This window comes from Auritidibacter ignavus, from assembly GCF_029853775.1.
Classification (GTDB): Bacteria; Actinomycetota; Actinomycetes; order Actinomycetales; family Micrococcaceae; genus Auritidibacter; species Auritidibacter ignavus.
Genome location: NZ_CP122564.1, coordinates 1,670,397 through 1,691,301 on the forward strand (window position 1 = coordinate 1,670,397; position 20,905 = coordinate 1,691,301).

Genomic DNA, 20,905 nt, shown 5'->3' on the forward strand with positions numbered 1-20,905 from the left:
GCTTAGGCTTCGAGAGCTTCCCGCTCGGGAGCGGCGTCCAACTCCGAATCTCCCTCCACCGGGGTGAAGGTCAATTCTGCGTCATCTCCTTCGCCGGTGGTAGAGATCATGATCTTGGATCCGGCCGGAATATCACCGAACAAGATCTTTTCGGAGAGTTGATCTTCCACCAACTGTTGCACGGTACGACGCAATGGACGAGCACCCATCGCGGGATCGTAGCCACGATCGGCCAACAGGTTCTTGGCTGCTTGATCGAGCTCGACCGAAAGGTTCTGCTCGAGCAAACGGGCCTGGAGCCGGTCTACAAACAGGTCCACGATCTGCACGATCTCGTCCTTGGACAGCTGTGGGAAGACGATGACGTCGTCAACGCGGTTGAGGAACTCGGGACGGAATTGCTGACGCAGTTCTTCCTGGACTTTGCCCTTCATCCGTTCGTAACCGGTAGTGGTATCGGAGGCGGATTGGAAACCGGTCATCACACCCTTGGAGATATCGCGAGTACCCAAGTTGGTGGTCATGATAATCACGGTGTTCTTGAAGTCCACGACCCGGCCCTGGGAGTCGGTCAGACGACCATCTTCCAGAATCTGCAACAACGAGTTGAATAGGTCGGCGTGGGCCTTTTCCACCTCGTCAAACAGCACCACGGAGAACGGCTTGCGACGAACCTTTTCGGTGAGTTGGCCACCTTCTTCGTAACCGACATATCCCGGAGGGGCGCCGAACAAGCGAGACACGGTGTGCTTTTCTTGGAACTCCGACATATCCAGAGTAACCAGCGAGTCCTGGTCACCGAAAAGGAATTCGGCCAGGGCCTTGGCCAGCTCGGTCTTACCCACCCCGGTAGGTCCGGCGAAGATAAACGAACCGGACGGACGGTTGGGGTCCTTCAGGCCGGCACGGGTGCGACGGATCGCCCGAGATAGCGACTTGACCGCTTCGTCTTGGCCAATGACGCGCTTGTGCAATTCGGCTTCCATATTGCGCAACCGGTCGGTTTCGGACTCGGTGAGCTTGAAGACCGGGATACCGGTGGATTTCGCCAGAACCTCGGCGATCAGATCTTCATCGACTTCGGCAATACCGTCGGTTGCTTCCTTGCGCCACTGATCCTCGCGCTCATTGCGCTCCTGTTGCAATTTCTGTTCTTTATCGCGCAGGCTGGCAGCACCTTCGAAGTCCTGGCCGTCAATGGCGGCTTCTTTCTCCTTGCGGACTTCTGCAATCTTGGCGTCGAATTCTCTAATCTCGTCAGGAGTCGACATCCGTTGAATGCGCAACCGGGCACCGGCTTCATCGATCAGATCGATCGCCTTATCCGGCAGGAAGCGATCGGAAATATAGCGATCGGCCAAAGTAGCAGCTGCTTGCAACGCATCTTCGGTGATGGAGACCTTGTGGTGTGCCTCGTAGCGGTCGCGCAGACCACGCAGGATCTCTACGGAATCTGCGACCGATGGCTCGTCCACCTGGATCGGCTGGAAACGACGTTCCAGAGCAGCGTCTTTTTCAATGTGCTTGCGGTACTCATCCAAGGTGGTCGCACCGATCGTCTGCAACTCACCACGAGCCAACATGGGCTTCAAGATGGAAGCTGCGTCAATGGCACCTTCAGCGGCACCGGCGCCGACCAGCGTGTGGATCTCATCGATAAACAGGATGATGTCACCGCGAGTGCGAATTTCTTTCAGGACCTTCTTCAGCCGCTCTTCGAAATCACCACGGTAGCGGGAGCCGGCAACCAGTGAGCCCAAGTCCAGGGTGTAGAGCTGCTTGTCGGTCAGACTCTCAGGTACATCGCCACGCACAATGGCTTGGGCCAGTCCCTCAACCACGGCGGTCTTACCAACGCCGGGCTCACCGATCAGGACCGGGTTATTCTTGGTGCGCCGTGAAAGGACCTGCATGACGCGCTCCATCTCGTGGGCACGACCGATGACCGGATCCAACTGAGATTCGCGAGCAGCAGCGGTCAGGTTCCGACCAAACTGGTCCAGCACCACCGAGCCGGACGGGGATCCGTCGGATCCGCCACCGGGGCCGGCAACACCAACGCCTTGGGCTTCTTTTCCTTGGCCACCTTCCTGGTAACCGGACAGCAACTGGATCACCGTTTGGCGTACGCGGTTCAGATCTGCACCGAGCTTGACCAGTACCTGGGCTGCCACGCCTTCACCCTCGCGGATCAGACCCAGCAGAATGTGCTCGGTGCCGATGTAGTTATGCCCCAGCTGCAAGGCCTCACGCAAAGACAGTTCCAGGACTTTCTTGGCACGGGGAGTAAAGGGAATATGTCCCGGAGGGGCTTGCTGCCCCTGGCCGATGATTTCTTGAACTTGTTCGCGCACTGCGCCCAGGGAAATGCTCATCGATTCCAGGGCCTTGGCGGCGACGCCGTCGCCCTCATGGATCAGACCCAGCAAAATATGCTCGGTGCCGATGTAGCTGTGGTTGAGCATCCGCGCTTCTTCTTGTGCGAGCACAACCACACGCCGGGCGCGGTCGGTGAATCTCTCAAACATGTGCACATCTCCTTGCTGACTATTGCTCTCGATCCTACTGTCCAATAACCAGTTCGTTGATGGCTGTTCGCGTGTGGGGGAACCTAACGTTTATGCGCGTTCCGGTAGGCTTCTTCAATATCCCGATGCAGGCGACCACGACGGGAGACGTTATAACCGTTCTTTCTGGCCCATTCCCGAATTTTTGCTGCTTCATTTCTAGGAGCCGGCGGCGCAATCGATTCCGCTTTGCGGATATAGGGCTTCAGCAATTTTCGGAAAGCGTCGGCATTCTCTTTCGACAGATCAATTTGATAATGGCGACCGTCAAATCCGAAGATTAAGGTCTCATCGGCCGGTGAACCATCTAAATCATCGATCAAAACAACTTCGGTTTTGCGTGCCATTTGTATCCTCAATTCGCCGTAAATGGTGTTTGACAGCTGTTGAGAATAAGTCTAGAGCAGTTATTGCTCTGGATAAACCTTGAAAAGTAATTTATGTCTAATATTTCACCGGATTCACATGGAATATCGTTCCCAGGACAGGCGTGACGAAGACTGGCTCAGTTCTGCCCGGTATCGGATTTCTCAGCCTTACCACGTGCCCACTCCTGGGCCTCTTCTTCTTCAGCGCGCGCTTTGGCAGAGCGTTCCTTGGCGTCGCCACGAAATAATGAATGCATGATGAGCCAAAAAATCAGCCCCACCCCGATCGACGGGGCCAGAACTGAGAAATACTCCCAGAAAGTTTCCATTTTTAGGCCTCAGGTTTCAGCAGAGGGAACAAAATTGTCTCTCGAATTCCCGCACCGGTCAGTAACATGACCAATCGATCAATGCCCATACCCAAGCCACCCATGGGGGGCGCACCATATTCCAAGGCGCGCAGGAAATCCTCGTCCAGTTGCATGGCTTCTTCATCACCGGCTGCAGCTGCCAAGGATTGGGCGGTCAAGCGTTCGCGCTGAATCACCGGGTCGATCAGCTCCGAAAAGGCCGTGCCGATCTCGGTCCCGCCGATAATCAGGTCCCATGCTTCGATAACGCGGGGCTCTTCCGGGTGGGGGGAGGCCAGTGGTTGGGCCGAGGGCGGGTAGTGATAGACGAAGGTGGGATTGATCAGTGTGGGTTCGACGATCTCACCGAAGAGTTCAATCACCAGCTTCTCCGCGTCCCACTTCTCATCGATGGAGACCTGGTGTTTTTCGGCGATCTCACGCAAGGTCGCCACATCGGTATCGGGGGTGATCTGCTGACCGACGGCCTCAGACAGGCCGGGGTAGACCTCGATCCAGTTCCAGTCGCCTGACAGATCGGCAGTACCACGTGGGGTCTCGATGTGGTGGCCCAGACCGACGGCGTCCACGGCACGCAGGATAATGGTCTTAATCCGTTCGGCCATCCCGTACATATCGGAGTAGGCCTCATAGGCCTCGACGGTGGTGAATTCCGGGGAGTGGGTCGAGTCGACACCTTCGTTGCGGAAGACCTTTCCGATCTCAAAAACCCGATCGATACCACCGACCACAGCACGCTTGAGGTAGAGCTCGGTGGCGATGCGCAGGGTCATGTTTTGATCAAAAGCGTTCAGATGGGTTTCGAAGGGGCGAGCTTGGGCGCCACCGTGGACCAGTTGCAAGATGGGCGTTTCGATCTCGGTGTAGTCGGCATCTTCAAGCGTGCGGCGCACCGCGCGGGTAATCGCCGCCCGTTTGTGCACCATTTCGCGGGCTTCGGGGCGCACGATCAGATCCGCGTAACGCTGGCGGACTCGGGTCTCTTCGTTCAGGTCGGCGAAGAGTACCGGCAGAGGGTTCAGTGCCTTCGAGGCCATCTGCCAGGTGTCAACCATGATCGACAGTTCCCCGCGGCGAGAGGAGATGATCTCACCGGTTACCGCGAGGTGATCGCCCAGATCGACCAGGTGCTTATAGTCGGCGAGCGCTTCTGCACCGACCCGAGCCTGGGAGAGCATCACTTGCAGGCGCACACCGGATCCGTCGGATCCGCCTTCCTGCAACGCCGCAAAGCACAGCTTGCCGGAGTTGCGCTGGAAGACGACGCGACCGGCGACCGAGACGATCTGGCCGGTTTCGGCACCGGCTTCCAAGTCGCTGTAGTGGTCGCGAATGTATTCCAGGGTATGCGTGCGAGGCACCTGGTGCGGATAGGCCGGAACCCCGGCCTGCAGAAGTTCTGCGCGCTTATTGCGACGCACCTGGCGCTGGTCACGGGTATCTGAAGGGGTGCTCACAGGTGTTCAGTCTAGCGAAGGGTATTTCTGTGTGCAGAATACGGCTAATTGGTGAACGAATTCTGCGATCTCTCGGCGGGCATAATGATCGGGTTTCACCATGGCACACAATTCCATCGACAACGGTTGGCCCCGGTGGATGATCCGCAACGGTTTCAGCCCGAAGGCTGGGTCATCGGTGACGACCGCGACACCACCGCCGGTGGCGACCAGGGCTTGGGCGACCTGTCCCGAGTTGGTCTCTTGTACCTGGTGGAGCACGAGGTTCTCCAGTTCCAAGGCGGCGTCGAGTTTCCGGCGAGCGGCGAAATTCCGGGTGGGGACCGACAGGGATTCTTCGGTCAGTTCGGCCAGCTCAATCTCGGTGCGCGAGGCCCACCGATGGGTGCTTGCCACATGGGCCCAGACCGGCAGGTTCAGCAACTCGGTACTGGTGACAGTGTCATCGGGTTCGGCCGGGAAGATCACCACGTCGTGGGTTTCCACCGCCTCACGGATGCGTAAATCCAGGGCGGCTTCGGTGACCGAGGTGCGCGGGCGATCCGGGCCGAGGGTGGCCACAAACGGAATGATGATGTCGATCAGTGTGGTGCCCGGGGCGACCACGGACAACTCGCGAAGAGTGCCGTCACGCAGATAGGCCAGATGATGTCCGGCCTGATCGTGTTCTCTTAACAGGTGACGGGCGGTGGGCAGGAAAGCCCGACCCGCTGAGGTGAGTGCCAAGCCTGGGCCACGGCGTTCCAACAGCTGAATCTCATGGTCGCGTTGTAATTTCTGCAACCGGCGCGTCAGAGCCGGTTGGGTGATCGACAGCTGGTCGGCGGCCTCGGAGACCGAGCCGGCATCGGCCACGGCGACAAAGGCGTGGACATGGGACAGATCAAGACCAGTCATGCACGTTAAGCATAATTGATATGTTTCCGATCTATTAGACATGCATAGCTACCCGGGGTGACAATAGACACAAAACTAGTACCACATCACGGAAAGGAAGTGTTATGTCTATTGAACAGTCCCGTCGTCTGGTGACCGAGTTGCCCGGTCCGAAGGCGAAAGAATTAGCTGCCCGTCAGGCTCAGTACGTCTCACCTGCTGTGGCCTCATCGACCCCGACGTTCGCTGCGCAAGCCTTTGGCGGAATCATTGAAGACGTTGACGGCAACCGCTTGATCGACTTGGGTGCCGGTATTGCGGTGACCTCGGTGGGTGCTGCGCATCCGAAAGTGGTTCGCGCCGTGCAAGATCAGGTCGCCCACTTCACCCACACCTGTTTTATGGTGACTCCGTATGAGGGGTATGTGCAGCTGGCGGAGAAACTGGACCAGCTGGTGCCGATTGCGGGACAGACTCGGACGGTGTTGCTCAATTCCGGTGCTGAGGCGGTGGAGAACGCGGTCAAGATTGCCCGGGCGCACACCGGCCGTCAGGCGGTGGCGGCGTTTGATCATGCCTATCACGGTCGCACCACGCTGACCATGGCGCTGACGGCGAAGAATATGCCCTATAAGGATTCGTTCGGCCCGTTCGCCCCGGAGGTCTACCGTGTGCCCGGGTCTTATCCGTATCGGGATGGACTCGATGGCGCCCAGGCGGCCGAGCAGGCTATCGCACGTCTGGAGACCCAAGTGGGCGCGAAGAATCTGGCCGCGGTGATAATGGAACCGGTCCAGGGTGAGGGCGGATTCATTGTGCCGGCCGAGGGCTTTTTGCCTCGGATCGTGCAGTGGTGTCGGGACCACGGCATTGTGTTTATTGCCGATGAGGTGCAGACCGGTTTTGCTCGCACCGGGGCGATGTTTGCCTCCGAGATCGAAGGGATTGAGCCGGACCTGATCACCATGGCCAAGGGTATTGCCGGGGGCATGCCGCTGTCGGCGGTGACCGGTCGGGCGGAGATCATGGATTCGGTCCACGCCGGCGGTCTGGGTGGCACGTACGGTGGGAACCCACCGGCGGTGGCAGCAGCGCTGGCCGCGATCGAGGTGTACGACGAGGAACAGCTGGCCGCCAAGGCACAACGGGTCGAGGAGATCATCACCGCGTTCTTCGATGATCCGCGGATCGGTGAGATCCGTGGTCGCGGGGCGATGATGGCTCTTGAGCTGGTGCACCCGGAGACCAAGCAGCCGGATGCACCCCTGGCGAAGAAGGTGGCCGCCGAGGCCGGCAAGCAGGGTGTGGTGACCCTGACCTGCGGGACCTACGGTAATATCATCCGGTTCTTGCCCCCGCTGGTGATCGACGAGGACCTATTGCGCGAGGGCCTCGGTGTGGTGGCCGATGCGCTGAAGAACGCCTAGATGATTAATTCCTATTGATTTTAGTGGTCATAAGCGATCAGGGATCGTTTGTTGGGTGCTCCGATTTTCCAGTTGTGCCAGATGCCGGCGGCCATGGCCAGCAGTTTGGCCCCGATTTTGGCTAAGAGTCCCTGGATGGTGCGGGCACCGTGGTGTTCTAAGCCCAGTTGGCCTTTGAGCGTGTCGAAGATGGATTCGATCCATTGGCGGATGCCACCAAGATTACCGAATCGTGGGGTTTCGTCTTTGCGGTCTGGCCACAGCAGCCTGGCGTGCAAGTCGTCGGTGATGAAGGTTTCAAAGGCCTTGCCGGAGAAGCCTTTATCGCCCAGGATCACTTGGCCCTCGGTCAGTAAGTGGCGGCTGCCATCCAGCAGGGTTTGAGTGATGGCGCGTTCGCCCAGTTTGGGATTGCCCAGCCCCCAGATGACCGGCATCCCGTCGGGGGTGCTGATCAATACCAGGCGCATGCCCCAGAAGTATTCGTTATGTGCCGCACTAAATCCGTAACCGGCATGGCCGGCTAATCCTGAGCGTTGCACGGTTTGTTTGGACCGGCCACACGGGATCGGGGTGGCATCCAACAGACGCAGCACCTCGTGCCAGGTGTCGGTGTCTTTGGCCAAGGCCACCAGGGTGGTCTGGATGAGCCCAAAAGCGGCCCGGATCCGTTTGTTATATCCAGATTGCAAGGGGATATACGGAAACATATCGCGCAGATGTTCTCGGGCGTAGCGGACCCATTTGGCTTCCGAGGACTCTCCTCGAGTCAGGTGCTGGGCCACTGCCAAACACAACAGCTCGGCATCCGTGAGCTGGTGTTTGCGGCCACGCCGAACCGGTGGATCATAGGCCGGGATGACTTTATCGGTCATAAAAACGTACAGTGTTATCAGGAGGGTGTTGAGTTGTTTGTTCACAACATATGCTTAACACCCTCCAACCCGCTTTAACAGGCCCCACCGCCTCAAGCACGACGAACTATCCGAGCATGAACATCCCACCGCACCGCAACGGCAATTAGGAATTACTCATCTATGTGGGGTGACATCGGTGCCAACCAGCTTCGTGGTAAGGCCACGGAGACGCGGAAGGTGGAGTTCTGGAAGCAGTACCTCCAGGAGGCGCTGCACACGCGGCTTGTCCCAGGAGAGCGTCTCGAGCTTCGCACTGCGATCTGGTGGGATATTCGTCTTGGACGCGTAGGAGACGAAGAGACACAGAAGGTTGTGATTGCTGTGGATACCTCTGGTTCCATGCAGACCTCTGTGCTGAACTACATCGCTGACTTGGTGGGAGAAGAGGAGGACTTGGAAATTGTCTGGGTGGCCTTCGACAGTGAGTGGTACCCGTTCCAGCCAGGCGATACCTTCCGTGGAGGCGGAGGCACGTCTATCGTTGACGTGGAACGATACCTCGAGGACGAACTCAACCACGACTACGACGCCGTAGTTTGCGTCACCGACGGTTACTTCAATCCCGTTCCGCCGAAGGAAGACCCGGAAAAGTGGGTTTTCCTGATCACCCCGGGTGGTGATGGTGACTGGATGGATAATGCCGGCATGACGGTATACGACCTTGACATCGACCAGGAGATTTAACTCCCCAAACTAAACCCCCGAAGCAGCAATACTGCGTCGGGGGTTTTCTCATGCCGCCGGCACTGTGTAGTTCTACAGGATAGAGAGGAATGCAAACCAGTGCCAAGAGGCAAAAAGGGGACGCACCCCAATCTGGAGGGACAATGCCCCGATGTCGCCGCAGAGTGGGACGAGGAGAGAAATGGCTTTCCAGCTAGCGAATGCTATATAGGTGCCGCACTAAAAGCGTGGTGGAAGTGCACAGAGCACGGACACGCGTGGGCTGCCTATGTGATTTCACGGGTCAAGGGCGCGGGGTGCCCGTATTGCGCTGGCCGAAAAGCGTTGCCAGGATTCAACGACCTTGAGCTGAGGTTCCCTGAGATTGCTAAAGAATGGCACCCGACATGGAATGGTGACACAAGAGCCTGTGATGTCATCCCTGGGACTACGAAAAACTATTGGTGGCGTTGTCTAGAGCACGGCCATACCTGGAAAGCCACCCCTTCGAATCGAACTCGGAATGGCACTAAGTGCCCATATTGTACGGGCAGCAAGGCGTGGCCTGGGTTTAATGACCTGGAGACCCTGCGCCCTGATTTGGCCAAGCAGTGGAATACCAAGAAGAACGGCGGCCGTACTCCCGACACCGTAACTATGGGCAGCAAGACAGAGTTCTGGTGGACATGCGATCTGGGGCATGATTTCAAAATGCATGTCTATCGCAGGAGCCGAGGTGGAGGCTGTTACTACTGCTCGAATCAGAAACTCCTCAAAGGGTTCAACGACCTGGAAACAAAGCGACCTGACCTGCTTCCAGAGTGGGACTACGAAAAGAACAACAAGATCGGGCTACATCCGACAACCGTCTCACCGCACAGCCACAAAAAGGCTTGGTGGAAGTGCAGTAAAGGGCATTCCTACGATTGCACAATTGGCAACAGGTCCAACGGCAAGGGAACTGGGTGCCCTTACTGCTCAAATAAGCGAATCTTGATTGGCTTTAATGACCTGGAGACCACTGACCCAGTGATCGCAGCCCAGTGGCATCCGACCTTGAACGGTGACGACAAACCGACGGACGTGACACGCGGTTCTAGCCAGAAGAAGCGCTGGTGGGAATGCCCTGACAACAAGGAGCACATCTGGAAGGCAACACCTGCCCAGCGAACAGGCGTCTACTATGGGCAGGGCTGCCCAGAGTGTTCCTCCCGGCGCGCGTCCAACATCGAAGCTGATCTCCGCGAGCGTCTCACTAGCGGCCCGCTTGGCTTGCCCAACGCCAAACGAAAGCTGCGGTTATTCTGGCGTAAGAAAACGTACATGGAGGTCGACTTCCTCGGCCAGCTAGGAAACTCAGACACCCGAATTGTGGTCGAGTATGACGGCGAGTACTGGCACAGCAAGAAGGGATCATTCGAGCGAGACGCCGATAAAAACCCAGGCGTTGCTGGATGCGGGATACCTTGTCGTCCGGATCCGGGAGGAGAAGCTTCCGCACCTGGAGTTGGAGCATCCCAACTTGCTGCAGTTCAACCAACCCTGGAGCTACGACGACACGCATGCTGATGACATGGCACAGATCGTGGAGAAGTGGGCGAAGGGTCGATTCGCCTTGGCTGCATAGCTGGTCCTGCGCTACTGGACCGACCACTCAGTAACTCGTGGACTCCTAGCATTAGAAGTCCACGAGTTGCTGGCGGGCGGCGGGGCACGTTTTTTGCAGAACCGGGAGATGCTACGGGTCCGGGTAGTCCCGTTCGAGTTGCTGTGCGGTGATGCGGAAGGTCGCGCTCCACCATGATCCCTGCGACACGTCAAGTGCCATAGGAAGCAAGCTGGTTACCACGTCGATGTGCTCAGCGCCATCGTATTGGACGCCGTAACCACCCTCTGTCTCTTTCGCGTTGATGAGATGCCCGGGCAGATATACCCAGGTGCCACCAAACAGTCGGACGAGACCTTCACCCAGAAACCATTCATAGTAAGTGCGCATCTCGCTGCTCAGATCATTGGGACGATTGCCCCAACTTTCGAGAAACGCAACCTCCATTCGATTCAGTGATGCTGGTGCCCATGGGTTCTCTTCCGGCGCCGCAGGAAGCACTTCGATGTACTTCTGGGTGTTGATAAACTGGCGCGCCTGAGTCTGCCATTCCTTGATTCTAACAGAACTGGTGTCGGCTCCGATGTTGGTAGTCATGCGCGCACCAAGTACCAAGCGCTACCGCTTCGTTGGCATTCCAAGGTGTGGAAATCAGGGAACATGGCGTTATACGCCACCCGTGCTGCTTCACAGGCTGGTTTCGAAGTAAAGATTCGAATGACTGCACCCCACGCGATCTAGGGTTCGGCTACTAGTTCGTCGGTTTGCGCATCATCCGAGTGCTGCTCCGTGGCAGTAGGTGCTGTATTGGTCTGAGATTGCGCTAAAGCTGTGGGGGCGGATGTCATGCCAAGACCGGCTATGAGAAGGCCGATCAGGAGAATCTAGAAGAGTGTTTTGGATCTCGTGTCGGATCCGGTATTCGGAGTATCGTGAGTAAGTTCCATTTTCAACTTGATATGCCTTTCTCGTGAGGGGCGGCAGTGGCGATCCATAAAGATTCGCCACGAGGTTGTCAATTCTGTTGTGTACGGGGGTTGGGTTTACAGGTATGGGTTCATTCGGTCGGGGTAGGCTGCCGCGAGTTGGGCTAGTGCCTGTTTCCAGTTCGTGGTGACTTGTCCTTCGACGAGTCTGCCGGCGGCTTTGCGCTGGCTGGCGGGTTTGCCGCGTTCCTTGGCTCGTTGGCGTGCGTGTTTGTCCTCGATCGTGCAGATCGCTAGCCACAAGAGTTTCACCACCGCGTCGTCGGTGGGGAACTGAGTGCGGTTCTTCGTGACTTTGCGCAGCTGATAGTTCAATGACTCGATCGCATTCGTCGTATAGATCACCCGCCGCAGCGCTGGCGGGAACGCCAAAAACGGCACGAAACGCTCCCAGGCGTTTGTCCAGGTCGCGACCGCTGACGGGTATTTCTGACCGAGTTCAGAAGCTGCGAAATCCTCCAGGGCAGCCTTGGCAGTATCCTCGTTGCTTGCGGTGTAGATGGCCTTCAAAGCCTGTGAAACCGCCTTGCGATCGCCGTAGGTGACGAACCGGTTCGCTGCCCGGATCAGGTGCACCACGCACGTCTGGACAAGCGAGTCCGGCCAGGTCGCTTCGATAGCCTCTGGCAAGCCGGTCAGCCCGTCACAGCAGACGATGAGCACATCGCGGATCCCGCGGTTGGCAAGCTCGGCACAGACATGGGCCCAAAACGCGGCGCCTTCGGTGTCCTGGACCCAGATGCCCAGGACGTGCTTGATGCCGTCCATATCGACGCCGACAGCGATGTGTGCCGCTTTTGACCGCACATGCCCACCATCGCGGACCTTCACCCGAATCGCATCGAGGTAGATCACGGGGTAGAACTCTTCTAACGGCCGGTTCTGCCATTCCACAACGGCTTCCAGCACGGCGTCGGTGATATTGGCGATCGTCTCGTGAGACAGCTCCGTGCCGATCGTGACAGCCAGGTGATGCTGGATATCGCGGATCGTCATTCCACCGGCATACAAGCTGATGATCATCTCATCCAGCCCGCCCAGCCGGCGCGAGCCCTTAGGCACCAGACGCGGGGTGAACGACCCGTCACGATCCCTAGGCACCGTCAGCTCGATATCGCCGACCTCGCTGGCGACCGTCTTGGAATACGAGCCATTACGGGCATTGACCGGCCGGTCCGTGACGGCTTTAGCCTCCCGGTCACCAGGCCCGTAACCCAGATGCGAGGTCATCTCAGCCTGCAGGCCCCGTTCGAGTGCTTCCTTGATCAGTTCAGGAATCACTCCACCGTTGCCGGTCAGCTCGATCTCACCGGCGTCGATCCGAGCGAAAAGCTCGTCCAAGGCACCACTGGCCTTCAACTGCGCAACAACATCAGCCCCACCAGGCTGATCAACACGATCATCTGTCATGGTCATCATCATGTCCTCTCATCGATGACTCTGTACACAAACAATCTGACACCCTCCGATTTGACCACCTGCAGATCCGATAACAGCGCGGCCACGGGTTTTGAGGTCATCGACGAACCCCGATCCGCGTGCACCACCTTGGGAATCCCATAGACGCCAAACACGGTTTGCATAAATTCCTCCCCCAGACCAGCAGATTCGCGGGCATGAACGACACAGCCAACAATCATCCGAGAGAAGATATCCAGCATCACATAGGCGTCGTAGTAGATGCCCTTGACTGGGCCCGCCAACTTCGTGATGTCCCAGGTGATATGCCGACATCCGCCTATCTCGTGTTATGCCGAGGTGTGGGCTATGCCGATACCTGTGACAGATCGCCGGATTCATGCGGGTGTTGGGCAGAAACTATCGGCATAATCATTGGACCGTGTTGGACTTGTACTCCATTCATTTTGGAGACAAGGAGAGCCAATCATGGTGGTTATAGGAAAATCGAGCCGAGTACAGGTGTCCGGCCCGATGGAAGCATATGTTGCGGGTTTCGAAGCTGAGCTGAAGAGATTAGGATTCACTCATCTAGAGCACTACCAGATGCTCACGCGCTGGTCCTCGTCCAGCCACATGTGATCCCCGGGTTGGGTTCCGAAGGCCCGGTGGAAACTGTCGAGGTTTTTCACCACCTGGTTGCACCGGAATTCATTGGGCGAGTGTGGGTCGGCGCTGATCCGGGTGATCATGGTTTCCCGTCGGGTCAGTTGCCGCCACACGGTGGCCCAGGCGATGAAGAATTCGCGATCGATCTCTTCGGTGGTCTCGCCCAGGTAGAGTTCCAGGGCCTGGTGGGCGATGCCCAGTCCACCCAGATCGCCAATGTTCTCGCCCAGGGTCAGCTCGCCGTTGACCTGGTAGTCGGGGGCTTCGGCCGGGTGGAGCTGATTGTACTGGTCGACCAGCTGTCCGGTGCGTTGTTGGAAGGCTTCCCGGTCGGTTTCGGTCCACCAGTCGTGCAGTGACCCGTCACCGGCGTAACGGGATCCCTGATCGTCAAATCCGTGGCCGATTTCGTGACCGATCACCGCACCAATGCCACCGAAGTTTTCGGCTGCCGAGGCCTGCGGGTCGAAGAACGGCGGTTGCAGGATGGCGGCGGGAAACACGATGGCGTTTTCCACCGGAGAGTAGTAGGCGTTGACCGTTTGCGGGGTCATGTGCCACTCCTCGGGGTCGGGTCCTTCCTCGATCTTGGCCAGGTCACGATCGAAGTGGAAGGCCGAGGCTGAACGCACCGAGCGCATCAGGTCGTCGTGGAAGACCTCCATGGCCGAGTAATCCTCCCACTTCACCGGGTAGCCGACCATCGGGTTGAACTGCTCAAGTTTTTCCAGAGCCCGCTGGCGAGTTTCGGAGCTCATCCAGTCCAGGGAGCTAATGGAGTTGCGGTAGGCCTTCAGCAGGGTGGCCACCAACTCGTCGATGGCTTCTTTATGACCGGCCGGGAAGTGTTTGGCCACATACAGCTGGGCGACATCTTCACCCACGGCACCGTTGACGAAGGAGACCGCACGCTTCCACCGGGCCTTGACCTCTTGGGTGCCGGCCAGCTTCCGGCCGTAGAAATCGAAGTCTTCATTCACCAGGTCGTCACTCAAATACGGCGCCGAAGAAGAGATGACTTGGAATTGGAGCCACAGTTTCCAGGTGTCCAGTGGCTCATCGTGGAGGAGCTGGTTGATGCCGGTGAGAAAGTCCGGTTGCCAGGCCACCACTTCGGAGAAGTCATCGGCACCCAGGGCGGCCAGATAGGTGTTGGCCAGTCCGAAAACCTCGGTCAGATCCTCCCGGGTGAGCAGGTTGTAACGTTTCACCGCATCGCGCACGGCCACCACATCCCAGTGGTAGCCGGCGATCTTTTTCTCCAGATCGACCACGGCCGCGGCTGCGTCGCCGGTTTGGAGGTTGTCTCCCCCGATTCCGGTCAGGGAGAACATCGCGGCAATGTGGTCCTGATAAGCCTGCAGGATCTCGGCGAATTTCTCATCGCGGTAATAGGACTCATCGGGAAGGCCGATCCCGCCCTGGATCAGGTGGAGCAACATCCGTTGCGGGTCCCCGGCGTCCTGCATCGACCCGGCCGCGATCAGCCCCGAGATGCCCTGGCGCTGCAGCTGGGCCGAGAGGGCCACAAACTCTTCGGGGGTGGAGACGTTTTCGATCTGGCCCAGTTCGCCGGCAATGGGTTCCAGCCCCCGGGCTTCAATGGCGTCGGTATCCATAAACGCCCGGTACAGCGCGGCGATGCGGGCGGTGGGTTGATCGGCGGGGAACCGGGTGGCACTGGTGTCCAGCTCGGCGTCTTTCAGGATCTCGTGCACGGCCTCTTCGGCCTCGTCGCGCAGTTCCATAAAGGCCCCGTAGGCACCCTGGTCGGCAGGGATCTCGTGGGTGTTCAGCCACGCACCATTGACGTGGCGGTAGAGGTCTTGGCGGGCGGATATCTCAGTCACGGGGTCTCCTTTGCGGGGGTTCTAACATCATGTTGTCGATCAAGCGCACCGGTGGCACCCAGGCGGCCACCAGGGCCAGGGCCGGGGTGGCCAGGGGTGCGGAGAGGTCTTCGAGGGGTTGTAGCGTGGCCGGGTCAACGACCTCGAGGTAGTCGAGGGTGACCTGTTCCTCGGCAGCCACTAACTCACGAGCGCGGTCTAGATCCAGGGGGTGACCAGCTTCGGCTTGCTCGCGCAAAAAATTCAGTCCCTGGGAGAGTCCGCGAGCGCGTTGGCGACCGGATTCATCCAGGCGTTGGTTGCGCGAGGACAGCGCCAACCCGGAGGGCGCCCGCACCAGATCCACGGGCACGATCTCGACCGGGATATTTAGTTCCTCGGACATCCGGGTGAGAATCGCTAGTTGTTGGGCGTCTTTGCGACCGAAATAGCTACGGAAGGCGGTGCCGGGCTCGGGGCGGAGGATATTCCACAGTTTGGTCACCACGGTGCAGACGCCGTCGAAGTGTCCCGGTCGGGAGGCACCTTCGAAAATCCGTCCCATCTCTCCGGCTGAGACGCTGACCATCGGTGGCAGGATCGGATACATCTCCTCCACCGACGGCGCAAACATCACATCGGCCCCGTAGCGGGTGACCAGTTCAGCGTCACCGGCTAGATCGCGGGGATAGTTCTGGTAGTCTTCATCCCGGTCAAACTGCAATGGGTTGACGAAGTTCGAGACCACTACCAGCTCGTTCTCGGCCCGGGCGCGTTCGAGCAAGGCTCCGTGGCCATCGTGCAACGCGCCCATAGTGGGCACCAGACCCACCGAGGCCACGCCGGTGATGGCGGCGCGAGCCTGGTCAATAGTCTTCACAACAGTGACACTCACGCCTACCATGCTAGTCGCGATTGAGATCGAGGTGTTCCAGCATGGACCTACCGGCTTGTGCGGTCACGGGCCAAGCTGACCAATTCAGCTTCAGCATTCGGGCCGGGTTTGATCCCTCCGGGTACTCGGACGAAGAAGACGAGACCGATCACCCACCAGATACCGAAGATCAGCCACGGTTGCCAGTCCAGTGCCGAGGGCATGCCAGGCAAGTAGACGGTGAACAGCGCGCCGGTGAGCACGATGGAGGTCCACCCAATGACTTCGCCTTTCCAGCCACGGCCGATGTTCAATGGCCGGTCCATGGTGGGTTCTTTCCTCCTTAAAGCCACGAAAATCACAGATACGAAGAAATAGGCGATGATGATTGAGGGCCCACCCGAGTCGACCAACCAGTTCAGCATGATTTCCCCGAAGAATGGCGCCAGGAGCGACAGTCCGCCAATAAAATACAATGCATTGGCGGGCGTCTGGTACTTCGGGTGCAACTTCCCAAACCACGCCGGCAGCATCCCTGTGCGCGATAGCGAGTACACCAAGCGTGAAGCACCCATCAGCAGCGAATTCCACGAGGTGAGGATTCCGGCGATACCTCCGGCGATCAGAATATTGGCCAGTATCTGGGAATTGAACAGGGTGCCAAAGGCGTCAGCGACGGCGATGTCTGCATGAACAAGATCGTTAACGTTCATGGCTGAGGAGGTGGTCAAGACCACCATGGCATACCACGCCGTTGCCATCAGCACGGAAATCACGACGAGCCAACCGATGCGCCGAGGTGGCACATTAACTTCTTCGGCGGTCTGCGGGATGACATCAAAGCCGATGAAAAGAAATGGCATCGCGATCAGAACTGCAAATATCCCTGCAATTCCAGGCGTAAATAGTGGTTCCATGTTTTCGGCAGATCCACGGGTGACCGACCCGAAGATCATCAGCACGCCCACGGCAACCAGAAAGATCACCGTGAAGTTCTGGGCGATAGAAGCCGGTTTAACTCCTCGCACGTTCAACCAGGTAATGATGATCGCAGCGACAACCCCTAGTAGCGCCCATGATAGATGTACTTTGTCACCGGCGACGTCCCACAAAGGAATCTGAGAGATCTCTGGGATTATATATGCGACGGTCCGGGGAAAGGCGACGGCTTCAAAGGCGACTACGGTCACATATCCTCCGGCAAGCGCCCAGGAAGCGATGAATGCCCAACGTGGACCTAGCGCACGCAAGGCATAATTGTGGATCCCACCGGCTTTAGGCATTGCGCTGGTTAGTTCAGAGTAGACAAGACCTACCACAGCCATAATGGCGCCACCGACCAGCACTGCGATGATGGCGCCCACGGTGCCGGCTTCGTTGATCCAGTCACCGGTCAGCACCACCCACCCGAAGCCGATCATGGCGCCGAAGCCCAGGGCTAACGCGTCAAGATTGGTCAGAGTTTTTGCCAGCGATACATCACCGGTTCGTTGCGAGCCCGATCCGGACATCATGCCTCTTTCAGATAAACAGCCTCCATGCTAATAGTGACCTATATTACACAGTTGCTCGAATATGTGTGACCGCATTCATATATTGAACGTCCTAGCTACCCCAGGATCTGCTGCAGTGCGGTGAAGGCCTCGGTGCTGATGGCCCCACGGGCGTGGGCACGGCGGGCAGTGGCCAGTGACAGTGAACGGTAGCTGGTCAGCACCTCAGCGAGCTCGGGGTGGGTGTCAGCCGCTACGCTCAGGGCGTTCACGTGGTCGGCTACGGTGCCCACGTCACCGCGGGCGACCGGGCCGGTGAGTGCCTGATCGCCAGAGCTCAGCGCATTATCCAGACTGGCGTTCATCAGTTGCCCCAGGACCGCCGAGGTGTCCTCGATGCCGATGGATTCCAGGATCTGGGCGGCTTCGGCGGTGAGGGTCACCAAGTGGTTGGAGGCGTGGGAGAGCGCGGCGTGGTAGGTGGCCCGGTGCTGTTCAGGCACCACCACCGGGGTGCCACCGAGTTCGGTCACCAAGGCTTGGGCAATCGGCAGGGTAATGGGATCGGCGGTGATGCCGAAGGCCGTGCGGTGCAGTCGGGCCAGATCCAGGCTGAGTCCGGTGAAGGTCATCGCCGGGTGGATCGCCATCGGGATCGCGCCCTGGCTTCTGATCGGCTCGAGGACCGCTAAGCCGTGACGGCCGGAGGTGTGGACCATCAGGTGTCCGGTTTGCACGTGGCCGGCGGTGACCAGCCCGGCGACCAGCTCCCCTAGCACGTCGTCGGGAACGGCCAAGAGCACCATTTCGGAACGGCGCAGAATATCGGGAATATCGAGGATGGGAACCTCGGGCAACAGTGATTCGGCGCGGGTTCGGGAGGCGTCGGAGACGGCGTGTACGCCGGTGATGGCATGGCCGAGGTCGCGCAGGGCTGCCCCGAGCACCGCACCGACTTTTCCGGCGCTGATCACCCCGATGCCGAGTCGGCCCGGTGCGCCCGCGCTGATCCCTGAGGCTGGCTCGTCGACGGTCACTGAGCGTTCTCCAGGGTTTTCTCGGCTTGGTCGGTGGCGTTGTCGAACCGTTGCAGTTCGGTGTCATCCATCCACCGGTCGCGGTCGGAGTAGCGTCGGGCGATGGCGGCCACGGATTCTTCGAAGTGGGCCAATTGCACCCCGACGGCCAGGTCCATATGCTTTAGGCCGACATCCACCGGCCCGGAGGCGGTCGGGAAGGAAACGGAGACCAGCGAGCACCACCGGGCGCGGATGCCCTGAGCCAGCGAGATGGACTGGATGCGGTCGTGCGGTAGCAGCGTGAGCGCGCGGTTGAATCGTCCGGAGCGAAGCAACAGCAGGGACGGGGTGATCGCGAAACCGTGCCGACGGAACTGGAAGGGCATCAGCCACCAGGAGCGGCGGGGCGCGTTGATGAAACCGCCACGGTTGCCCTTGGAGTCTTTCAAGCCCGCGATCACGACCTGGTCCATTCGATCAACACCGGGGTCCGGGGCCAGGATGGACAGTACCCGGAACACATCGTCCAGACTGCCGACCGGTAGCACTGTGGATTTGACCGAATCACCCGCGGCTAAACCGTAGCCGGCGGTATTGATTTTCAGCTCGTACCAGCCAAAGATGCGCCACAGTAGAGGTTGCCGGATCCCGACGGCCTGCACACGCCCGGGAGGCACGGTCTGGTTGACGGTCTGGACCAGACCGTAGGTGATTTTCAGGCCGTTGACACCGCGCCACACCGTGTAACCGTAGTAGGTGATGGCCGGAGCGATGCCACCGACCGCGGCGAGAAACACGGACAGTGGCAGCAGACTGATCCCGATGACGGTAATGATCCCCAAGATCGCGGGGTCGGTACCGAAGATCACCAGCGCGACAATCATGGCGAGCGCATAGAGGACCACGACCGCGAGGGGGAAGACCAGCGATGCCATGAGCGACGATCCGAAGAGCCTAACGGTGCTGATCCGTAGCATCGGTACCAGATGTTCGTCGTCCAGCATCGGTGCCACCGGTTGACCGGGGTCTGCTGGTTGTCCGCTAGAGGGCTGTGCGGAAGGACTCGAGCCATGCTGGGCGCCAGAGGCTTTGCGCAGAATTTCAGAACGGAGTTGAGTGGCCTCGTCGTTCTTAATGAATTGCAGGGTCAGAGCCGTGGCATCACCATCGGCAGCTTCCACGGTCAGCTCGGCCAGCCCGAAAATCCGTGCCAACAATGGTCGACGAATTTCGACAGCCTGAATCCGGTCCAGCCGCATCCGCCGGCGGGAGACAAAAAGCCATCCCTTGACTCGTTCTACCGCGTCATCGGTAATCCGAAACTTGTGGAACCGCCAGGAGAGGTAGGGGAAGATGATCAAGGCGGCGATCGCCAGCACGATGATCCCCAAGATGATGAACACACCACCCTCCATGTCGCCAACCTCCTGCAAGAACGTCAACACCTGCAAGCCGAGATTGACGATGATGAAGAAGAAAACCACCAGGATAATCGATCCGGCCGAGGCGATCGGTGTCAACGGGTGCATGCGACGCCATGGTGGCTCGGCCCCCGATTGGTGCTGTTGCGACATGGTCACCTCACAATCCAGCCAGGCGGGCCTGCCCACGGGCGGTGAGTTCTTCGCGCAGTCGTTCTGCTTCCTCCAGGGGAACCCCCTCAAGGACGGAGCTCGAGGCCGCGGTGGTCAGGGTCAGGTCGCAAATGTTGAAGTGGCGTTGCAGTGGCCCACTGTTGATGTCCACGTACTGCAGGCGACCGTAGGGGACCGCCATCACCCGACGGATCCACAGTCCGCGCTTGGTCACCACATCGTCCTCACGTTCGGCGTAGCCAATGGCCCGCACCTGACGTGGGATCAGGAAAAACTTGACGATATAGAAGATCAGTACGCCGGCGGGAAGGACCCAGAACAGTGCGAACCAAGACCCGACGTCCTCGAATTCAGCGAGGACAAAGGTCGCCACCACCGCCATGGTCCCGGTAATTGCCAACCCGATCAGCAGGGAAAAGATCGAATGAATGTAGCGCACCGTGATCAGCTTGGATGACACCGGAGTGAAGTCCACCCCGAAATCGAGTTTTTTCTGGCCGGATCGGTCAGCCCGGTCGGGATCCGAGAATCTCGGTGGTGGGGATTGGGCGAGAACGTGAGCCACCGAGGATTTGGGCGCTTGGGCGACCGGCTGTTTCCGTGCAGGCGCGGGCTGCTGGCGCTGATCGTCGGGCGGGGGCGACGACTGGCCCCCAGGCCGGGGTGGGTACTGTTGGTCTTCAGGAGAGGATGGCGGTGGCGTTTTCGGCCGTTGCGGTGGACGGGGCGGATACTGCTGATGATCAGCCATACTGGTCCGTTCTTTCCGTTCGGTTCTTGTCCGGTGGGT

General features: G+C 58.9%; 17 protein-coding genes and 2 pseudogenes. 4 read left to right on the plus strand and 15 right to left on the minus strand.

Annotated elements, in window-relative coordinates:
• Nucleotides 1-2 precede the first annotated feature (2 nt).
• The 5 genes from QDX22_RS07625 to QDX22_RS07645 form a co-directional block, all read right to left on the minus strand.
• The gene (locus tag QDX22_RS07625) at nucleotides 3-2,528 is read right to left on the minus strand and encodes an ATP-dependent Clp protease ATP-binding subunit (protein ID WP_279717706.1); all 2,526 of its coding nucleotides are present in this window, start codon (nucleotides 2,526-2,528) and stop codon (nucleotides 3-5) included.
• Nucleotides 2,529-2,611: 83 nt separating this feature from the next.
• Nucleotides 2,612-2,914, minus strand: a complete 303-nt coding sequence (locus QDX22_RS07630; protein ID WP_110110543.1) for a histone-like nucleoid-structuring protein Lsr2 — start codon at nucleotides 2,912-2,914, stop codon at nucleotides 2,612-2,614.
• A 158-nt stretch (nucleotides 2,915-3,072) separates the two neighbouring features.
• Nucleotides 3,073-3,264 (minus strand): hypothetical protein, encoded by a 192-nt coding sequence (locus QDX22_RS07635; RefSeq protein WP_110110544.1) that lies wholly within the window; start codon nucleotides 3,262-3,264, stop codon nucleotides 3,073-3,075.
• 2 nt (nucleotides 3,265-3,266) lie between these two features.
• Nucleotides 3,267-4,763, minus strand: coding sequence for a lysine--tRNA ligase (lysS, locus tag QDX22_RS07640; RefSeq protein ID WP_110101574.1), 1,497 nt, complete (start codon nucleotides 4,761-4,763; stop codon nucleotides 3,267-3,269).
• Between the two features lie 6 nt (nucleotides 4,764-4,769).
• Entirely contained in the window at nucleotides 4,770-5,660 is an 891-nt protein-coding gene (locus tag QDX22_RS07645) for a LysR family transcriptional regulator (protein WP_158278403.1), read from the minus strand.
• A gap of 104 nt (nucleotides 5,661-5,764) precedes the next feature.
• On the opposite strand from QDX22_RS07645, the gene gabT reads away from it, so the two are divergent.
• Nucleotides 5,765-7,066 carry a 4-aminobutyrate--2-oxoglutarate transaminase gene (gabT, locus tag QDX22_RS07650; RefSeq protein WP_110110545.1) on the plus strand — a complete coding sequence of 434 codons (1,302 nt, stop codon included), beginning with the start codon at nucleotides 5,765-5,767 and terminating at the stop codon, nucleotides 7,064-7,066.
• Between the two features lie 20 nt (nucleotides 7,067-7,086).
• Here gabT and QDX22_RS07655 read toward each other — a convergent pair whose 3' ends face one another.
• Complete coding sequence (locus QDX22_RS07655; protein WP_279672624.1) at nucleotides 7,087-7,986, minus strand: IS982 family transposase; 900 nt, start codon at nucleotides 7,984-7,986, stop codon at nucleotides 7,087-7,089.
• A 117-nt stretch (nucleotides 7,987-8,103) separates the two neighbouring features.
• On the opposite strand from QDX22_RS07655, the gene QDX22_RS07660 reads away from it, so the two are divergent.
• The 3 genes and pseudogenes from QDX22_RS07660 to QDX22_RS07665 all read left to right on the plus strand — a co-directional run bounded on the left by QDX22_RS07660 (nucleotide 8,104) and on the right by QDX22_RS07665 (nucleotide 10,215).
• Nucleotides 8,104-8,667 (plus strand): hypothetical protein, encoded by a 564-nt coding sequence (locus QDX22_RS07660; RefSeq protein ID WP_279672625.1) that lies wholly within the window; start codon nucleotides 8,104-8,106, stop codon nucleotides 8,665-8,667.
• 99 nt (nucleotides 8,668-8,766) lie between these two features.
• Nucleotides 8,767-9,186 (plus strand): annotated as a pseudogene (locus QDX22_RS12105) (zinc-ribbon domain-containing protein); the annotation flags it as partial.
• Nucleotides 9,187-9,246: 60 nt separating this feature from the next.
• A complete protein-coding gene (locus QDX22_RS07665; RefSeq protein WP_279672626.1) occupies nucleotides 9,247-10,215 on the plus strand; it encodes a zinc-ribbon domain-containing protein in 969 nt (322 codons plus the stop codon).
• A gap of 169 nt (nucleotides 10,216-10,384) precedes the next feature.
• On the opposite strand, the gene QDX22_RS07670 is transcribed toward QDX22_RS07665, so the two are convergent.
• The 9 genes and pseudogenes from QDX22_RS07670 to QDX22_RS07710 form a co-directional block, all read right to left on the minus strand.
• Nucleotides 10,385-10,849 (minus strand): hypothetical protein, encoded by a 465-nt coding sequence (locus tag QDX22_RS07670; RefSeq protein ID WP_110100103.1) that lies wholly within the window; start codon nucleotides 10,847-10,849, stop codon nucleotides 10,385-10,387.
• Nucleotides 10,850-11,295: 446 nt separating this feature from the next.
• Nucleotides 11,296-12,654, minus strand: a complete 1,359-nt coding sequence (locus tag QDX22_RS07675; protein WP_425248464.1) for an IS256 family transposase — start codon at nucleotides 12,652-12,654, stop codon at nucleotides 11,296-11,298.
• A 50-nt stretch (nucleotides 12,655-12,704) separates the two neighbouring features.
• Nucleotides 12,705-12,959: pseudogene (locus tag QDX22_RS07680) on the minus strand (DDE-type integrase/transposase/recombinase); the annotation flags it as partial.
• A gap of 276 nt (nucleotides 12,960-13,235) precedes the next feature.
• Nucleotides 13,236-15,155, minus strand: coding sequence for a M13 family metallopeptidase (locus QDX22_RS07685; RefSeq protein ID WP_279717708.1), 1,920 nt, complete (start codon nucleotides 15,153-15,155; stop codon nucleotides 13,236-13,238).
• Nucleotides 15,148-16,014, minus strand: a complete 867-nt coding sequence (gene panC / locus QDX22_RS07690; RefSeq protein WP_279673433.1) for a pantoate--beta-alanine ligase — start codon at nucleotides 16,012-16,014, stop codon at nucleotides 15,148-15,150. The genes QDX22_RS07685 and panC overlap by 8 nt, the downstream gene beginning before the upstream one ends.
• Before the next feature lie 62 nt (nucleotides 16,015-16,076).
• Entirely contained in the window at nucleotides 16,077-17,519 is a 1,443-nt protein-coding gene (locus QDX22_RS07695; protein WP_279675450.1) for an APC family permease, read from the minus strand.
• A 98-nt stretch (nucleotides 17,520-17,617) separates the two neighbouring features.
• Nucleotides 17,618-18,538 carry a Rossmann-like and DUF2520 domain-containing protein gene (locus tag QDX22_RS07700; protein WP_279717710.1) on the minus strand — a complete coding sequence of 307 codons (921 nt, stop codon included), beginning with the start codon at nucleotides 18,536-18,538 and terminating at the stop codon, nucleotides 17,618-17,620.
• Nucleotides 18,535-20,094, minus strand: a complete 1,560-nt coding sequence (locus QDX22_RS07705) for a PH domain-containing protein (RefSeq protein WP_279717711.1) — start codon at nucleotides 20,092-20,094, stop codon at nucleotides 18,535-18,537. The genes QDX22_RS07700 and QDX22_RS07705 overlap by 4 nt, the downstream gene beginning before the upstream one ends.
• Nucleotides 20,095-20,101: 7 nt before the next feature.
• A complete protein-coding gene (locus QDX22_RS07710; RefSeq protein WP_110110845.1) occupies nucleotides 20,102-20,866 on the minus strand; it encodes a PH domain-containing protein in 765 nt (254 codons plus the stop codon).
• Nucleotides 20,867-20,905: the final 39 nt, after the last annotated feature.